Raw genomic sequence first — 16,784 nt, 5'->3', positions numbered from 1 at the left:
ATTCATTCAAACCGAAACCGCTTCGCGGCTCGATGCGTTAGGCAGCGGCATGCTGTCCATCAAGCAAGTCCTGGTCCAGTACGGAGATTTAGGGCTTTCGGGCTAGGCTGCATGCCTCGTCGATCAGGCCTAGAGGCTAGTGGCTCAACGGCCCTCGCACCGCGCACGCGGGACGGGCCGCCGCGGCGGCCCGCCCTGCCCTTGCCTCAGAAGGTGATGCTCCAGCTGTCGATGCGGCCGGTGTCCGCATTGGCGTTGTCGTTCACGCGCAGGTTCCAGGTCCCGTTGAGGGCTTCGCTGGAAAGGTTGAAGGTGAAGGTGCCGATCACGTTGTCGGCGCTGCCGCCGCTGCGGTTGTGGATGTTGTAGAGCGTGCCGTCGGGCGCGACCAGGTCGACCTTCAGATCGCCCTTGTAGCTGTGCATTGCCGGTGCGGCCGGTCACCGAGATCGGGCTGTTGACGGTGGCGTTGTCGTTGATCGCGTAGTCGGTGCCGTTGCTGTAGGTCTGCGCGCCGCTGCCGTTCACCGTGACCGATGCGGTCTTGGTGTTGCTGGCGCCGTCGTCGTCGGTGACGGTGAGCGCGACCGTGTAGGTGCCGGAGGCGCCGTAGGTCTTGCTCGGGTTGGTCGCGGTCGAGGTGCTGCCGTCGCCGAAGTTCCAGCTGCGCGAGACGATGGAACCGTCGCTGTCGCTGGAGCTGTCGCTGAAGGTCGCGGTCAGGCCCGAAACCGAGGAACTGAAGTTCGCCACCGGCGCGTTGTTGCTAGGCCCCCCGCTCGCCGTCTTGGCCGCTTCGCCGAGGAAGGCCAGGCCCAGCTTCGCGAACGGCACGCTGTTGGTCGCCGAGTTGCCCATGTTGGCCAGGGTGTCGCCGGAGGTGTGCAGGTTCGGGAACAGCCGGCCCTCGTGATACATCGCCGACGGATAGCCGGCCGCGGTCCAGGAGGCATGGTCGGAGCAACCGTAACCGCAGGCCTCGGTGACCAGGTTGAGGCCGCTGCCGCCCATGTAGGAGGTGAACAGGTCCTGCAGGAACTGGACCATGCCGGCGTTGGAGTAGTCGGTAATCACTTTGACGTGCGGATCGGAGCTGGTGCGGTAGTTGGTCATGTCCAGCTGCAGCGCCGCGACCACGTTGACGCCCTGGCTCTGGTACGAGGTCGCGATGGCCTTGGAACCGCGCAGGCCGACTTCCTCGGCCGCATAGCCCATGAACTTGACCGTGCGCTTGGGCTTGTAGCCGCTGGCCATGGCGATGCGCAGCACTTCGGTGAGGGTGGCGATGCCGGAGGCGTCATCGTCGGCGCCGGGCGCGTTCATGGCGTTGCCGCTGCCGGAGTTGGAGATCGAATCCAGGTGCGCGCCCAGCACCACGACTTCGTTCGGCAGATCGGTGCCCTGGATGGTCAGGATCACCGAAGGCTGGGTCGAACAGGTCGTGCAACCGGTGTAGAGCTCGGCGCTGACGTCGCTGCGGCCGTTGGCCAGGCCCAGCCAGGTGCTGCGAATCCACTCGGCCGAGGTGCGGCCGGTGGTCGAGGCGTAGTAGCGGTTCGGGTACTGGGTGGACAGGTGGCTGATGGTGGAGCGGATGTTGCTCTCGCCGACCTGACCCAGCCAGGGCGTGACCGTGGCCTGGTTGTCGATGGTGTAGGCGGCCAGGAACTTGCCGGCCATCGCCTGCGCGCTGCGGTCGCTGCGCACGAAGGCTTCGGCTTCGGCGCGGCTGGAGAAGGCGAAGTAGCCGCCGCAACGGCGTTCCTTCTCGTGCACGTGGCGGGTGATGTCGGTCAGTTGATGGGTCTTCACTTCCGAGATCACCAGCGGCGCACCGGTGGCGCCGACTACGGCGCTGGATTGGCGCGCCAGGGTCTTGACCCCGGCATCGAAGGTTTCGCGCGACGTGACCACATAGACGGGCGCGAACGGATCGTCGCTGGCGTCGGCGGGACGGACGTGGTCGTGGTCGTGGTCGTGCGCGGTCTGCGCGAGCGCGGGTGCGGCGGTCAGGGCGAGTGCCAGCGCGAGCAGCGCGGGCAACGGGGCGGAAGCGGGCTTGATAGAAGCGGGTTTGATAGCAGCGGCGTGCATGGGTGCGACTCCTGGTGGATGCGCCCGGGATCGAGCAGCGAGGGGCGCGACGGAAGAACGGCCGGAACCGGGGGTCGCCCCGGCCGCGCGGGCGACGATGCGGCGACGCCGCTCCGGCCGCGGCCGGAACGGCGCGCGTGCACGGTCAGAAGGTGATGCTCCAGCTGTCGAGGGTGCCGGTGTCGGCGCTGGCGTTGTCGTTGACGCGCAGCTTCCAGGTGCCGTTGAGCGGCTCGCTGCTCAGGTCCTTGATGAACGTGCCGACCACGTTGTCGGCGCTGCCGCCGCTGCGGTTGTGGATGTTGTAGAGCGTGCCGTCGGGCGCGACCAGGTCGACCTTCAGATCGCCCTTGTAGCTGTGCAGCATTGCCGGTGCGGCCGGTCACTGAGATCGGGCTGTCGACGGTGGCGTTGTCGTTGATCGCGTAGTCGGTGCCGTTGCTGTAGGTCTGCGCGCCGGAGGTGCCGACGATGACCGCCGCAGTCTTGGTATTGGTGGCGCCGTCGTCATCGGTCACCGTCAGCGTGACGGAGTAGGTGCCGGCGGCGCCGTAGGTCTTGCTCGGGTTGGTCGCGGTCGAGCTGCTGCCGTCGCCGAAGTTCCAGCTGCGCGAGACGATGCTGCCGTCGCCGTCGCTGGAGCTGTCGGTGAAGGCCACGCTCAGGCCGCTGACCGCAGCGCTGAAGTTCGCCACCGGCGGCGCGTTGCCGCCGCTGCCGGTGACGGTGAAACGCACCGCATTGGGCGTGCCGGGCTTGCCGGCGGCGTCGGTCGCCTGGACATAGACGATGTGCGCGCCGGGGCTGAGGCCCGTGGTCGGCACCGCGATCGTCACCGATTCGGTGCTGGCGTTGTAGCTGCCGTCGCTGGCGTTCATCGCTATCGGCACCGCACCGGCGGCCCAGGGCGGCGCGTCGAGGTAGGCGCGCGCGGAGGCGATGTTCTGCACCGGCTCGCTGCCGTTGCTCTGGTTGTAGGCCGCGTCGCTGATGGTGGCGGTGATCGTCACCGGGGTTCCGGCCGGCACGCTCGCGGCCGAAGCGCCGACGGTCTGGGTATCGGGCCCGGACGGATACTGGTACGGCGCGTACAGGTTGCGCGCGGCGTAGCGCAGCGCGCGCAGGTTGTTGGGCAAGGTCGAGCTCTGGAAAGTCGAGCAGCTTTCGAAGAACGCCACACCGAGCTCGATCGTGTAGCTGGGCACGCCGAGCAGGCCGTACATGGTGTCGTCGGTGGTGCCGTCGGTGGCGTAGAGCTCGTTGGACTGCTGCGGACGGTAGTTGTTGAAGTAGGCCAGGCGCCGACCCAGGGTCTGCAGCGGCGCGCTGTTCGGCGCCGGCGTGGTGGTGTCGCCCCAGGACCACAGCACCAGTTGCGAATAGCTGTGGATGTCGAAGAACAGGCCCTGGTAGTCGTCGGGCGCGGCGCTGCCGATCGCGTCGCCGCGGCGGTCCGGGAACAGGCCGCCGGTGTAGACGCCGCTGGCGTTGCGGGTACCGGCGACCAGGCGCACCAGGTTCTGGGTCTCCGGTTCCGACGAGCTGGCCGGGCCGCGATAGGTTTCGGCGCAGGCGTTGCCGCTGGAACCGCCGGCGGCGCTGTTCCAGTGGAAGGGGAAATTGCGATTGAGATCGATGCCGTAGGACGAGGCGCTGCAACTGCCGTTGAGGTTGTCGGTGTTCTTGCGCCAGGACGCGCCGGCCTCGGCCTTCTTGCGGCCGTCTGGATTGGCCTGCAGCACCAGCTGGAAGGCGAAGTTGTCCATCAGCCAGGTCGCCTCGGCGTCGTTGCCGTAGCCGTTGACCAGCCATTCGGCGAAGCGCGTGAGCAGTTCGGCCGGGGTGTACTCGCGGGCGTGGATGGAACCAAACACCACCATGGTCGGCTTGTTCGGCAGCGCCGCGTCGGTGGCGGTGTTGCTCAGCCGCAGCACCTTCATCTCGTAACCGGTGGCGGCGTCGCGGCTCTTCTGCCAGCTCGGGCCGATGTTGGCGATGCGCGCCAGGTTCGGCTTGGTCGCGGCCAGGTCGTCCATGGTGGTGTAGGTCTCTTCGACCGTGCGGTAGCAGGCGTAGCCGGGAATCGCGGCCGGTCCCAGCAGCGGCGCCTTCGCCATCGCCGACTGCATGCGCCGCAGCTGTTCGGTCGCGGCGGCGTCGACTTCGACCCGGAAGCCGGCGCTGCGCAGCGCGGCGATGTCCTCGGGCAGGGCCTCCACGCGCACGGTGCGCGCTTCGCGGTCGACGATCAGATGCTGGAAGCGCGAGGCGATGCGCTGCAGCTGCGCGCGGTCGCGGTAATGGGCGGTGACGAATACCGATTCGTCTTCGGCGGCGGGGGCCGCGGCGGCGAAGGCGAGCAGCAGCAAGGCGGCGTGGGCGAGGCGCATGGCGGTCTCCTGGCGTGCGGGCTCGGGCCCGCTGCGAACGTGCCGATCGATCGGCCTGGGCCGATCCATAGGGTTGGGTGGGTCGTGCTCGATCGAATGCTCAGGCACGCGGGCTCCCGCCCCTGCGCGTGGGGCGCGGGAGCGGGAGGACGTACCGGGTTCGGGATCGACGCTCCCGCGGGCGTGTCCTCTCCGGCCAAGGCCTTCGAGGGCGTGTCCTCTCCGGCCGAAGCCGGAGAGGACGGTGCTGCATCAGAACGTGATGCTCCAGGTGTCGAGCACGCCGGTGTCGGCGTTGGCGTTGTCGTTGACGCGCAGCTTCCAGGTACCGTTCAGCGGCTCGCTGGTCAGGTCCTTGGTGAAGGTGCCGATCACGTTGTCGGCGCTGCCGCCGGTGCGGTTGTGGATGTTGTAGAGCGTGCCGTCCGGCGCGACCAGATCGACCTTGAGATCGCCCTTGTAGCTGTGGGTGATCGTGACCGAGATCGAAGCGTTGCTGGGACCGTTGCCGGTGCGGCCGGAGACGGTGACCGGGCTGTTGATCGTGGCGTTGTCCAGGATCGCGAAGTCGGTGCCGTTGGCGTAGGTCTGCACGCCGCTGCTGCCGACCGTGACGGACGCGGTCTTGGTGTTGGTGGCGCCGTCGTCGTCGGTGACCGTCAGCGTGACCGTGTACGTCCCGGCGGCCGCATAGGTGCGGGTCGGGTTGGTCGCGGTCGAGGTGCCGCCGTCGCCGAAGTTCCAGCTACGCGAGACGATGGTGCCGTCGCTGTCGGTGGAGCTGTCGGTGAAGGTCGCCGTCAGCGAACTGGTGGTGAAGCTGAAGTTCGCCGTAGGCGCGACGTTGCCGCCGCCGGACGAGTCCAGGCCGTCGATGAACTGCACGCCGCTGCCGCCGGCATCGAGCCAGTTGCTCAGACGGGTGGAGTTGCTGCCGCCGCCGGCCCAGGACACCGAGATGCGGCCGTAGTAGTCGGCCTTGGCGTTGTCGGCCGCGCTGCAGGAAGACGGGCCGCCGTGGAGCTGGCCGATCACGCGCTTCTCGGGGCTGAACAAGGGCGAGCCCGAGGAACCGCCCTCGGTGACGCCGATGCCCGGGATCCAGCGCACGAAGATGTGCGAACCGTCGCCCGGCGAGGTCGGATTGGTGTTGGCGCCGCCGTAGCTGGTGGTGCGGGTCGCGCTGGTGCCGTGGCTGATGCGCTTCTCGGCGACGTTGGGATGGTGGATGCCGGTGGCGCCGCTGAAATCGCCGCTGCGCGCGTCCCAACCGTTCCAGTACAGGTTGTAGGCGGCGGGCGCGGCGTCGTCGAGTTCGACCAGGGTGAAGTCGGACGCAGCGTTGGACGCACGGTGGAAGGCGCCGGTCAGGGTCTGGGCGAGCGAGCCGTCGCCGTTCTGGCCGCTCTGGGTGCTGCCGGGCGCACGGCAGGTCGAGTTCTGGTAGTTCCAGTAGGTGACCAGCGAGGCCGCATTGGAAGCGCTGATGCCGCAGTGGTTCGCGGTCAGGAAATACATCTTGTGGTCGTTGGCGGCGTTGTTGAGCAGGCTGCCCGAGCAGAACAGGCTGCCGCCGGTGGAGATCGCCGCGACCGAGCGGATCTGCGGACGCCAGGCGTCGCCTTCCGGACAGACCACGTCGACGTTGCAGCTGCCCGAGGTGCCCTGTGCGGTCACCATATCGGACTGCAGCTGCTGGGCCATGCGGGTGAAGCCGCGGTAGTCGTGGCCGACCTTGGCCAGGCGCAGCTTGAGCTGGCCGGCCTGATCGCGCGGCACCACCACTTCGATCACCGCTTCGGCGCCGTTGACGATCGGCGTCCACAGCTGGCCGTGGGCTTCGTTGTCGGCGGCGGTGTATACGCGCACCGCCGAGGGATCGGAGGCGGCGGCGCGGGTCAGGTTGGCCGGATACACCAGCAGGCGGCCGCCGGCGGGCATGTTGTATTCGCTGAAACCGAAGTTCAGCGACAGCGCGCCGCGCGATTGCACGCGCAGACGCCAGACCATGTCGTTGCCGACTTCCTCCCACACGCCCGAATTGAGCGGGGTCAGGTCGACGGACAGCGATTGCGCGTAACGCGGCGGCAGATCGTGCGCTTCGCGCTGGCGATCCTCGGCCTGCAATGCCGGCACGTCGACCGCCTGCATCGTGCGCATCTCGACGCGGTCGAGCGCGGTGAGGCTGTGGTCGAACGCCGCGGGACGCGCGCCGGGCGCCGCCATGGCAACGCCGAGCGTGGAAAGTCCCAGCAGGACCAGGGAACCGTACATTCGTTTCATGAGTCTCTCTCCATCCGTAGTAGAGGGCATGACCGGCTCGCCGCTCTGAATCGCCGGCCGTGGCGGCCTGCGATGGCGAGCGCGGATCAATCGGTAGGAACGCGGCCGACGGCGTCGGCAGGTCCGGCGAGTTGATACGTGTTTGACACGGGCAATGCCGCAGCGCGCGATGTGCCGGCGATGCGCTCGAACGATGAAACAGGGCGAACCCCTTTTCGCCCGTCACGACGCTAAGCGCGCACCCGCGGTGGAACAAGCGCGATTCGACGCGATTCGACACCGCATCCGTGATGCTCGTCATGCATATGACCAGTAACCGATTCCAGTCATTTTTGTGTACGCCGACTTGGTGTAAAGGCGCCCATCCGATCGCGCACCCGATCGCGCGCGCAAAAAAAGACCCCGGCCGTAGCCGGGGTCGGAGAGAGCGTTCGCGGCATCCGTGCCGGCGAATTTATCGATCGCAACGCATGAATCAGAATGTATGGATCAGAACGTGACGCTCCAGCTGTTGATGTAGCCGGTGTCGCCGCCGGCGTTGTCGTTGACGCGCAGCTTCCAGGTGCCGTTCAGCGCTTCGGTCGACAGGTTCAGCGTGACCGTCTTGTTGACGTTGTCGGCGCTGCCGCCGCTGCGGTTGTGGATGTTGTAGAGCGAACCGTCCGGAGCCACCAGGTCCACCTTCAGTACGGCCGGAGACCGTGATCGGGCTGTCGACCGTGGCGTTGTCGCTGATGGTGTAGTCGGTGGTGTTGCTGTAGGTCTGGGTGCCGCCACCGCCGGTGGTGTAGCTGCCGGTCAGGCTGAGGCCCGAGAACGTCGAGTAGCCGCGCACCAGCACGTGGTAGGTACCGGCCTGGGCGGTGGCGATGTTGCAGGTCTCGGCGTTGGTGCTGCCTTCGGACTTGCAGTCGTAGCTGGACGTGGTCGGCGCGCTGCCGAACTTCACGTACAGATCGGCATCGCCGCTGCCGCTGGCGGTCACGAACTTCAGGGCGCTGGCGCCGGCCGGCACCACCAGGGTGTAGCGCAGCTCGGTGCCGGCGCTGCCGGACAGGCCGGTCACCGGGGTGCCGTTGGTCAGCACGCCGGTCGGCGGCGGGGTGGTGCCATTGACGGCGTCGACCGCGGCCTTGGCGTTGAGGATGCCCGGGCCGATGGTCTGCGACGGGGTCGACGGGAACGCGGTGACGTTGGCCTTGATGATCGATTCGATCTCGGCCGGGGTCTTGGGCGTGGTGGCGGCGGCCTGCATCAGCGCCACGACGCCGGCGACGTGCGGGGTCGCCATCGAAGTGCCGTTGTAGGAGGCGTAGGTTTCCGCGCCCGGCGTGGTCGAACCGCTGTTGAGGGTCGACAGGATGTTCGAGCCCGGAGCGGCGATGTCGATCAGCGCGCCGTAGTTGGAGAAGCTCGAACGCGCACCGGTGCTGGTGATCGAGGCCACGGCGATGACGTTGTTGCAGTTCGCCGGCGAAGCGTTGGAGACGTTGACGTTGTCGTTGCCGGCGGCGATGACCAGGGTGGTGCCGCGGCCGACCGCGCTGTTGATCGCGTTCTGGGTGGTGGTGCCGCAGGCGCCGGAACCGCCGAGGCTGAGGTTGATGACCTCGGCCGGGTTGGCGTTGGCGGGCACGCCGCTGACGGTGCCGCCCGAGGCCCAGATGATCGCGTCGGCGATGTCGGAGTCGTAGCCGCCGCAGGTGCCGAGCACGCGCACCGGCACGACCTTGGCGCCGTGCGCGACGCCGGCCACGCCCTTGGCGTTGTTGGTCACCGCGGCGATGGTGCCGGCCACGTGGGTGCCGTGCCAGCTCGAACCCTGGGCGGGGTGAGTGCCGCCGCACTGGTTGGCGCTGACCCAGTCGCCCGGATCGCTGGGATCGCTGTCGCGGCCGTTGCCGTCGTTCGACACGGTGGTGTCGATGATGAAGTCGTAGCCCGGCAGGATGTTGGCGCTGAGGTCGCTGTGGTTGGTGATGCCGGTGTCGAGCACGGCCACGACCGAACCGGTACCGGTGGTCACGTCCCAGGCTTGGTCGGCCTTGATGCCGTAGGTGCCCGAATAGCCCCACTGTTCGCTGTAGCGGGTGTCGTTCGGGGTCAGGAAAGCGTGATTGAGCTTGTCGACTTCGACGTATTCGACGTTCGAGTCGGCGGCGATCTGGCGCATCAGCGATTCGGCTTCGGCGCGGTCGAGCGCGCGATCGCTGCGCACGACGTCGGCGCCCAGCGCGGTGCGGCGCAGCGAGCGGATGCCCAGGGCCTTGCCGGCGCCGGCGGTCGTGGCGGCCGTGCTCAGCGTGCGCTGCAGGGTGGTGGCGTTGGTGGCCGGCGCGCTGCCGTCCTTGTACTTGACGATGAAGCGCTGAACTTTCTCGGAAGATTGCAGGCCGGCAAGGTTGACGCGGCCGGCGGCGAACGCCGGAGCGGCGATGGCGCTGGACGCCAGTACGGCTACCGTGGCGGCGGCCAGGGCGTGCACGCGAATGCGGCGCGAGGACAGCTGAGACATCTGTGAAACCCCCGAAGCTGGAATAAGCCGCTGGATGCGGCAAAAACCGTCAGAAGCTCTGCGTGGCCGGAGGACTTGCCCCGACCCGATGCTCAGACGGTTGTGTACGGACCAAGTGACAAAATGTGTCCGCAAAGTGACGCTAGTCGACCTTCCAGCCAGGCCGCAACCAGGAAATCCACCTACTTGGCACAGATATTTGTGATGAGCGTCACAAATATTCCCGGTAACCGCTTTCACGTGAAATTGACACGGTTAAATGCGGCACCGCAACATCGAGTTGCGGCGCTAGGTCCGGGAACCTATTCCAAGTGGCCGTTTTCTATGGAGAATTCGGATCGCGCCGGCGTTGCGCGGCAGCTGGCTGGGTTCGAGGCCCTATCCGGCCCGGAAGCGCCCGGCGGGGCCGGCTGCCCTAACTATCCGCCCTCCAAATTCACCGCACAGGATCAGCCGGTCGCTTGGAATAAACGGCGATATACAGGGTCGACGCACCCGCCTGACACCCGCCCGCCCCCCCTGTAGGAGCGGCGTAAGCCGCGATTGCGCTAGACCGAACTGCGCCGCCGCTTCATTCCCATCGCGGCTTACGCCGCTCCTACAGAAAGCACAGGGAGGGACAGGAAAGCAGGCGGCTCAGCGGATCTCGCCGGTGCCCACCGGCATCGTGGTCACGATGCCGTCGATCTCGATGTACTCGACATCCGGATCGGCGGCGAAGGCCTGCATCAGCTTCTGCGCCTCGGCCTTGCTCAGCGGGCGGTCGGCGCGGAACACATCGGCGGCGACCGACAGCCGCAGCTTGTGCTCCAGACGGACCGCACGGGCGCCGCTCTTCAGGCCGCTGCTGCCGGCGGTGCGGTCCAGCCGGGCCTTGACGCTGGCTTCCTGGCTGGCCGGCGCGCTGCCGTCGCGATATTTGACGATGAACTGCTGGTACGGGCCGTCGCCCTGCAGTTCGCCGACGTGGGCGGGGCCGGCGGCCATGCAGGCGGTCATGCCCAGCGACAGGACCGCCGCGGCGGTCGAGAGCAGCAAACGGCGGAAGCGCGAGGCCATGGTGACGACTCCTGTTCGGTCGGTGATTTCATCGGTACTCCGCTATCAACGGGCAGACGGCGCCGATGGGGTTGCGTCTGCTACGAAAGCTACGCGCGCCAGTCTGAATCGAAAAGGACCCCGGCCGAAGCCGGGGTCCGGGGTACATCGCTGTCGGAGTCCGGCGCACGCAACGCGTGCGCTGCGTGTGCCGGACGGAAACGCGATCAGAACGTGATGCTCCAGGTATCGATGTAGCCCACGTCCGCGCCGGCACGATCGGCGGCACGCAGCTTCCAGGTGCCGTTGAGCGGTTCGGTCGACAGGTCCTTGGTGAAGGTGCCGGTGACGTTGTCGGCGCTGCCGCCGCTGCGGTTATGGATGTTGTAGACCGAACCATCCGGCGCGATCAGGTCGACGATCAGGTCGCCCTTGTACGGATGCACGATGTTGACCGAGATCGAGGCGTTGCTCGGCGCATTGCCGGTCCGGCCCGAGACCACGATCGAACTGCTCACGCCGGTCGCGTTGTTGTCCGGAATGCTGACATCGGTGCCGTTGGTGTAGGTCTGCACGCCGCCGGTGGACACCGTGACCGTGGCGGTCTTGGTGTTGGTCGCGCCGTCGTCGTCGGTCACCGTCAGCGTCACCGTGTAGGTGCCGGCGGCCGAGTAGGTCTTGCTCGGGTTGGTCGCTGCTGCCGTCGCTGTCGGTCGACGAGTCGGTGAACGCCACCGTCAGGCCGCTGGCCGAAGACGTGAAGTTCGCCACCGGTGCGGCGTTGCCGCCACCGCCTTGCGCAGCCAGCACCGCCGCGGCCGCGTCGACCAGGCCCGGACCGCAACCGCCCGGACACTTGGCGGCCGTGATCGGACGCGCGGTGTTGGCCAGGATGGTCTGGATTTGGGCCGGGGTCTTCGGCGACGGCGCCGCCGCCTGCATCAGGGCGACGATGCCGGCCACGTGCGGCGCGGCCATCGAGGTGCCCTGGTTGAAGAAATAGCCGTTGCCGCTGTAGGTGGAGAGGATGCCGTTGGCTTCGTGGTTCTGCTGGCACTTGCCCGAGGTGGACTCGCCCAGCGCCAGGAACTCGACCAGCGGCGAGCAGGTTTCGCCGCCCGGCGCGGTGATGTCGATGGTCGCGCCGTAGTTCGAGTACCACGCGCGGTTGCCGTTGATATCGCTGGAAGCGACCGAGATCGCGCCCGGGCAGTTGGCCGGCGAGAAATTCGACACGTCGTTGTTGCTGTTGCCGGAGGCGATGACCACGGTGGTGCCGCGGTTGATCGCGGCGGTGATCGCGTTCTGGTAGCTCAGGCCGCAGGCGCCGGTGCCGCCCAGCGAGAGGTTGATGACCTCGGCCACGTTGGCGTTGGCCGGCACGCCGGTGACGGTGCCGCCCGACGTCCAGGTGATCGCGTCGACGATGTCCGAGGTCGAACCGTAGCCGCCGTTGCCGAGCACGCGCGCATGCACGACCTTGGCGTTGTAGGCCACGCCGGCGACGCCGACGCTGTTGTTGGTGACCGCGGCGATGGTGCCGGCCACGTGGGTGCCGTGCTTGACGTTGGACGAGTCGGTCGGATCGGCGTCGCGGCCGTTGCCGTCGCCCGAACCGCCGTTGCCGGTGGTGGTCGAGGTCACGAAGTCGTAGCCGGTCAGGGTGTTGGCATCCAGATCGGTATGGGCCAGACGGCCGCTGTCGATGACCGCGACGACTACGCCGGTGCCGGTGGAGGTGTCCCAGGCGCTGGACACGTTGGCGCCGGTCGCGTTGGTGGCGTAGTGCCACTGCTCGTTGTAGCGCGGGTCGTTGGGCGTCGCCAGGGCCTGCATGACCAGATCGGGTTCGACGTATTCGACGTTGGGATCGGCCGCGATCTGGCGCATCAACGATTCGGCTTCGGAGCGATTGAGCTTGCGGTCGCTGCGCACCACGTCCGCGCCCAGCGCCATGCGGCGCAGCTGCTTCAGCCCCAGGTGCTTGCCGGACACCGCCGGCAGCGCGCGTGCGGCGCCGCTGAGCGAAGACTGCAATGCGCTCGCGCTGCTGCGCTCGGCCGCCGCGTCCTTGTACTTCACGATGAACTGGTCGTAGCTGCCTTCGGCCTGCAGGCCGGACACGCTCATGCGGCCGGCGAAGGCCGGCGCGGCGCACAAGCTGGTCAGCGCGACCGCGGTGGCGGCGGCCAGCGCGTGGACGCGAACGCGGCCGTGATTGGAAATGGACATCCTTGAAACCCCCGAGATGGAAACCGAATACGCCGCAGGAATGCGGCAGGAATCGCCCCGCTGGTCTCCGCATGCATTGCCGCGTTGCGGCCAGAGCCCGGGACGACACGTTTCGTGCGGCACTCCGCCGCACGCCATCCACGCTAAGGAGCCGACTCCGGCACGAACAATGCGCTAACCCCCGATCACGCCGCTATTTGTGTGGCTCGCATCACAAATTTTCACATACGGTTGCGTTTATCGCCTGGTGAAAAACCGCCGCAAGCTCCGGGCCGCCCCGCCTGCGTCGCCAGGTCCGACTGCCGGCGCATCGGGCCTGACAGGCATCGACGGTCAGCCGCCCGCTGCCGCCGCGCGAACCACTCTGCGGATCGCGGAACGCGCTCGATTTCCAGCGGACCTAAACAAAAACCCCGGCCGAAGCCGGGGTTTTCGATAGCGGCGCACACGCGGACGGGCGCGCTCAGAACATGCCGGTTTCCAGGCGCGCGGCCTCGGACATCATGTGCCGGCCCCACGGCGGGTCGAACACCAGCTCCACGTCGGCCTCGGCCACGGTCGGGATCATTTCCAGCTTGCTGCGCACGTCGTCGACCAGGATGTCGCCCATGCCGCAGGCCGGCGCGGTCAGCGTCATGCGCACTTCGACCGTGCGCTGGCCATCGTCGCGGGGCTTGATCAGGGCCTCGTAGACCAGGCCCAGGTCGACCACGTTGATCGGGATTTCCGGATCGAAACAGGTGCGCAGCTGCTTCCACACCAATTGCTCGACCGCCTCGTCGTCGGCGCCCGCGGGCAGTTCCAGCGGTTCCGGCGGTTCCTTGCCGATGGCGTCGGCATCCTTGCCCGAGATCCGGAACAGATTGCCTTCGACGAACACGGTATAGCTGCCGCCCAGGGCCTGGGTGATGTAGCCGACGCTGCCGGCGGGCAGGGTTACCTGTTCGCCCTGCGGCACAAGGACGACGGCGCAATCGCGCTCGAAACGGACGGGTTCGCTGCTACGGGAGTACATGCGTGAAAGATTGGGGTGCCGCGCTTGCGCACAAGGCGCGCAGTCTATCAGGGGGCTGCGCCGGGCCCGGACCCGGGCGTGGATCGCAGCGTCGCCGGGGCGTCGTCAAACCGGCAGGGCTGAGGCGCTGTGCCCGCCTGTCCTGGCGGCAGGCCGACTTCAGGCACTGCCCGCGGCCACGCGGCCGGCTATGCTGTGCGGCTGGATTCCCCCGCCGCCCGAGCCCCAGATGATCGCACCCGCCCAGCCCGCCCCCGCCGCGCCTGAATCGAGGTCGCTGGCGTCGCGTTCGCTGGCCTGGTCGCTGTTCCTGCTCGGCACCCTGGGTTTCGTCGCGGTATGGCTGCTGCTGAGCCTGTACAGCGGCCGCCAGAACAGCTGGATGACGGTGATCGGCGCCCTCGACCTGGCCTGGATGCTGCGCCTGGGCGGCTGGCGCCCGGGCCGGCACCGCGCCCTGCTCGGCGTCTTCGGCACCGTCGCGATCGTGGTCATGTACAGCTGGAGCATCGCCGCGACCCAGATCGGCCTGTCGCTGGGCGTGGGCATGCTGGACTCGCTGTTCAAACTCGGCCCGCACCACGCCTGGCTGCTGACCCAACTCGCCAACAGCCCGACCGACTGGGCCTGGATGACGGCCGGTGTCGTGGTTGCGGCGGTGGCTTCGCGCTGAGGCGAGTGCGCGGCCTGCGCCTGGGCGAGGCCCGGGGCGGATAGCGGTCGGGAATCACGCGTCGCCGCGATGCGGTTTGCTTGCGGCTCACCGCATCCTATGCAACCACCGGTCTTCGTCCGAACGTCTGAGGCAAATTAGCCCGTTGCAATTGCAATTCGCCTTGCGGTTGCGGTTGCGGTTGCGGTTGCGGTTGCGGTTGCGGTTGCGTTGCCGTTGCCGTTGCCGTTGCCGTTGCCGTTGCCGTTGCCGCGGCATTGAAATCCAATGCACCGCACTTGCCCAACCCCACCCAGACCCGAAGGGCGGCGCGCAGGACGCGCGCCGTTTTTCGAGGAACAGGATGTTCCTTCGAAAAATCACCGCGCACGCTCCGATCTCGCACGGGAGGGTTGTCTAGGCAAGCCCTTCTCTTTGGTTACTTTCTCTTGGGCTAGCAAGAGAAAGTGACCCGCATGCGCAGCAGGCGGAAGCTTGTCTAGGCAAGCCCTTCTCTTTGGTTACTTTCTCTTGGGCTAGCAAGAGAAAGTGACCCGCATGCGCAGCAGGCGGAAGCTGTTGCTTAAGAACGAAACCAACGAAGTAGCTGGGATTCGCAATCGCGGCTTACGCCGCTCCCACAGAAAGCGAAGCCAATCCGAATCGAAGCCAGCGCGGCAGCCGAAGGTCGCGGTCGCGGCTTACGCCGCTCCTACCCCAAGGCGGGTGGCAAGAGAAAGTGGTCCGCTCGCGCAGCGGCGGAAGCTGTTGCTTAAGAACGAAAGCAGCGCAGCAAACGGAATTCGCGATCGCGGCTCACGCCGCTCCCACAGAAAGCAGAAAGCAGAAAGCAGAAAGCAGAAAGCAGAAGGTAGAAGGTAGAAGGTAGGAAGCAGAGGCAGAGGCAGAAGCAGAGGCAACCTCACCCACCCCCCACCTCCCTCAAACACTCCCCAAACAACCTGGCCGCCTCCCCGATCTCCGCCACCGACATCGCCCCGAACCCCATCAGCAGACCGGCACGATCCGGCGCATGCAGGTAATACGGCGCGATCGAGTACAAGCCCAGCGCACGCGTCGCCGCATGCGCGATCAGCGCCTCGCCCTGGGCCGCGTCGCGCCCGCGCAGCCATACCAGCAAGTGCATGCCCGCATGCGAATCCTCGATCTCGATGTGCTCGCCACAACGCGTGCGCAAGCCGTCGAGCAAAGCCGCGCGGCGCTGCTTCAAGGTCTTGCCGGTGCGGCGCAGGTGGCGCTCGAAACTGCCGTCGGCCATGAACTGCGCCAACGCCGCCTGCTCGATCCCGGGCGAGCCGAAATCGTCGACCCATTTGGCCGCGATGAAATCGTCGCGCAGGCTCGGCGGCACCACGATGTAGCCCAGCCGCAACGACGGAAACAGCACCTTGGAGAAGCTGCCGACGTAGACCACCCGCCCGCATTCGTCGAGCGAGCGCAGCGCCGCGTGCGGCTGCGCGTCGTAGCGGAATTCGCCGTCGTAGTCGTCCTCGAAGATCCAGCAGTCGTGGCGGCGGGCGTAGTCCAGCAAGGCCAGCCGTCGCGGCAACGACATCAGCGCGCCGGTCGGGAACTGATGCGAGGGAGTCACGCAGATCAGCCGCGGCGGTTCGTCGGGCAGATCGCCGGTGCGCAGGCCTTCGCGATCGATCGCGACCGGGACCAGGCGCGCGCCGTGGGTGTACAGCGCTTCGCGCGTGGCGAAGTATTGCGGCTCCTCGATCACCGCCGCATCGCCCGGATCGAGCAGTACGCGTGCGGTCAGGCTCATCGCCTGCTGGGTGCCGGCGACGATGATCACGTCCTCGGGCGAGCAGATCACGCCACGCCGGTGCGCGATGTATTCGCTGGCCGCGGCGCGCAGGGCCGGGTTGCCGTGCGCGGTCGGATAGGTCGGCGGCGTATACAGCGCCGAGTGCGCCAGCGCGCGCGACCAGGCCGAAGTCAGCAGCGGATTGGTGAACGGCACGCCGTACTGGAAGCTGTAGCGCGCGCCCTCGACCCGGCGCCCGGGCATGTGCGCGTGATCGTGGCAGGCGCGCAGGCGGCGGATGTAGTCGGTCTGGGCCAGGCCGCGTTCGGCCGGCCGGGCCGCCGGCGCGGCCGGAGTGATCGGCGTGGCGACGTAACTGCCCGAACCGATCCGCCCCTGCATGAAACCCTCGGCGCGCAGTTGCTCGTACGCCGCCAGCACGGTGTTGCGCGACACCGCCAGCTGTTGCGCGAGCGCGCGCGTGGGCGGAAAGCGCACGCCCTGGGCGACGCGTCCCGACAGCACGGCGTCCTTGAGCGCGCGCACCAGCTGGCCTTGCAGCGGGCCGCGTCCGTCTAGCTGCAGATGCATGGGAGGTCCCGATTGGCTCCATGGATGCGGGCGCGTCCGATCCGCCCGGCGACCAATCTATCGGGCGGGATGATGCCGGCACAACATGACCAATGGGAGCGTCAACACAAATCGCCACATCCGCGCAGTCACCGCACGAGTCCGGCATAGCTTTTCAGTCGCGGACCGCGCAACGCCGATAGTTAAGGATTCGTAATTTC

General features: G+C 67.5%; 8 protein-coding genes and 2 pseudogenes. 1 reads left to right on the top strand and 9 read right to left on the bottom strand.

The annotated features are described in order from the left end of the window. Window positions 1–144: 144 nt before the first annotated feature. From ASE10_RS21335 to sufT, 8 genes and pseudogenes are all read right to left on the bottom strand, one after another. Window positions 145–2,094, bottom strand: a complete 1,950-nt coding sequence (locus ASE10_RS21335) for a M20/M25/M40 family metallo-hydrolase (protein WP_082586121.1) — start codon at window positions 2,092–2,094, stop codon at window positions 145–147. Further along, complete coding sequence (locus ASE10_RS21155; protein ID WP_056306794.1) at window positions 2,010–4,484, bottom strand: M14 family zinc carboxypeptidase; 2,475 nt, start codon at window positions 4,482–4,484, stop codon at window positions 2,010–2,012. The genes ASE10_RS21335 and ASE10_RS21155 overlap by 85 nt, the downstream gene beginning before the upstream one ends. Before the next feature lie 252 nt (window positions 4,485–4,736). After that, window positions 4,737–6,767 carry a proprotein convertase P-domain-containing protein gene (locus tag ASE10_RS21330; protein WP_162250420.1) on the bottom strand — a complete coding sequence of 677 codons (2,031 nt, stop codon included), beginning with the start codon at window positions 6,765–6,767 and terminating at the stop codon, window positions 4,737–4,739. A 787-nt stretch (window positions 6,768–7,554) separates the two neighbouring features. Beyond that, a pseudogene (locus tag ASE10_RS15175) lies at window positions 7,555–9,282 on the bottom strand (S8 family peptidase); the annotation flags it as partial. A 636-nt stretch (window positions 9,283–9,918) separates the two neighbouring features. Next, window positions 9,919–10,341: a hypothetical protein gene (locus ASE10_RS15170; protein WP_055900770.1), complete on the bottom strand. Its 423-nt coding sequence runs from the start codon at window positions 10,339–10,341 to the stop codon at window positions 9,919–9,921. A 206-nt stretch (window positions 10,342–10,547) separates the two neighbouring features. Next, window positions 10,548–10,766, bottom strand: coding sequence for a proprotein convertase P-domain-containing protein (locus tag ASE10_RS20795; protein WP_055900767.1), 219 nt, complete (start codon window positions 10,764–10,766; stop codon window positions 10,548–10,550). Window positions 10,767–11,202: 436 nt separating this feature from the next. Beyond that, window positions 11,203–12,156: pseudogene (locus ASE10_RS21135) on the bottom strand (S8 family serine peptidase); the annotation flags it as partial. 859 nt (window positions 12,157–13,015) lie between these two features. Continuing rightward, window positions 13,016–13,567: a putative Fe-S cluster assembly protein SufT gene (gene sufT / locus ASE10_RS15155; RefSeq protein ID WP_055900764.1), complete on the bottom strand. Its 552-nt coding sequence runs from the start codon at window positions 13,565–13,567 to the stop codon at window positions 13,016–13,018. A gap of 229 nt (window positions 13,568–13,796) precedes the next feature. Here sufT and ASE10_RS15150 point away from each other — a divergent pair, with 229 nt between their 5' ends. Continuing rightward, complete coding sequence (locus ASE10_RS15150; protein WP_055900761.1) at window positions 13,797–14,240, top strand: hypothetical protein; 444 nt, start codon at window positions 13,797–13,799, stop codon at window positions 14,238–14,240. Window positions 14,241–15,141: 901 nt separating this feature from the next. Here ASE10_RS15150 and ASE10_RS15145 read toward each other — a convergent pair. Continuing rightward, window positions 15,142–16,584 (bottom strand): PLP-dependent aminotransferase family protein, encoded by a 1,443-nt coding sequence (locus tag ASE10_RS15145; RefSeq protein ID WP_055900756.1) that lies wholly within the window; start codon window positions 16,582–16,584, stop codon window positions 15,142–15,144. Window positions 16,585–16,784: the final 200 nt, after the last annotated feature.

This window comes from Lysobacter sp. Root76, assembly GCF_001428685.1.
GTDB lineage: Bacteria > Pseudomonadota > Gammaproteobacteria > Xanthomonadales > Xanthomonadaceae > Lysobacter.
The sequence above is the reverse complement of the archived record's forward strand: the minus strand, read 5'-3'. Positions and strand labels throughout refer to the sequence as shown.

What these genes read in the sequence shown, in the direction of transcription:
- ASE10_RS21335 (WP_082586121.1), bottom strand. Translation starts at nt 2,094, where the DNA reads ATGCACGCCGCTGCTATCAAACCCGCTTCTATCAAGCCCGCTTCCGCC.
- ASE10_RS21155 (WP_056306794.1), bottom strand. Translation starts at nt 4,484, where the DNA reads ATGCGCCTCGCCCACGCCGCCTTGCTGCTGCTCGCCTTCGCCGCCGCG.
- ASE10_RS21330 (WP_162250420.1), bottom strand. Translation starts at nt 6,767, where the DNA reads ATGAAACGAATGTACGGTTCCCTGGTCCTGCTGGGACTTTCCACGCTC.
- ASE10_RS15170 (WP_055900770.1), bottom strand. Translation starts at nt 10,341, where the DNA reads ATGGCCTCGCGCTTCCGCCGTTTGCTGCTCTCGACCGCCGCGGCGGTC.
- sufT (WP_055900764.1), bottom strand. Translation starts at nt 13,567, where the DNA reads ATGTACTCCCGTAGCAGCGAACCCGTCCGTTTCGAGCGCGATTGCGCC.
- ASE10_RS15150 (WP_055900761.1), top strand. Translation starts at nt 13,797, where the DNA reads ATGATCGCACCCGCCCAGCCCGCCCCCGCCGCGCCTGAATCGAGGTCG.
- ASE10_RS15145 (WP_055900756.1), bottom strand. Translation starts at nt 16,584, where the DNA reads ATGCATCTGCAGCTAGACGGACGCGGCCCGCTGCAAGGCCAGCTGGTG.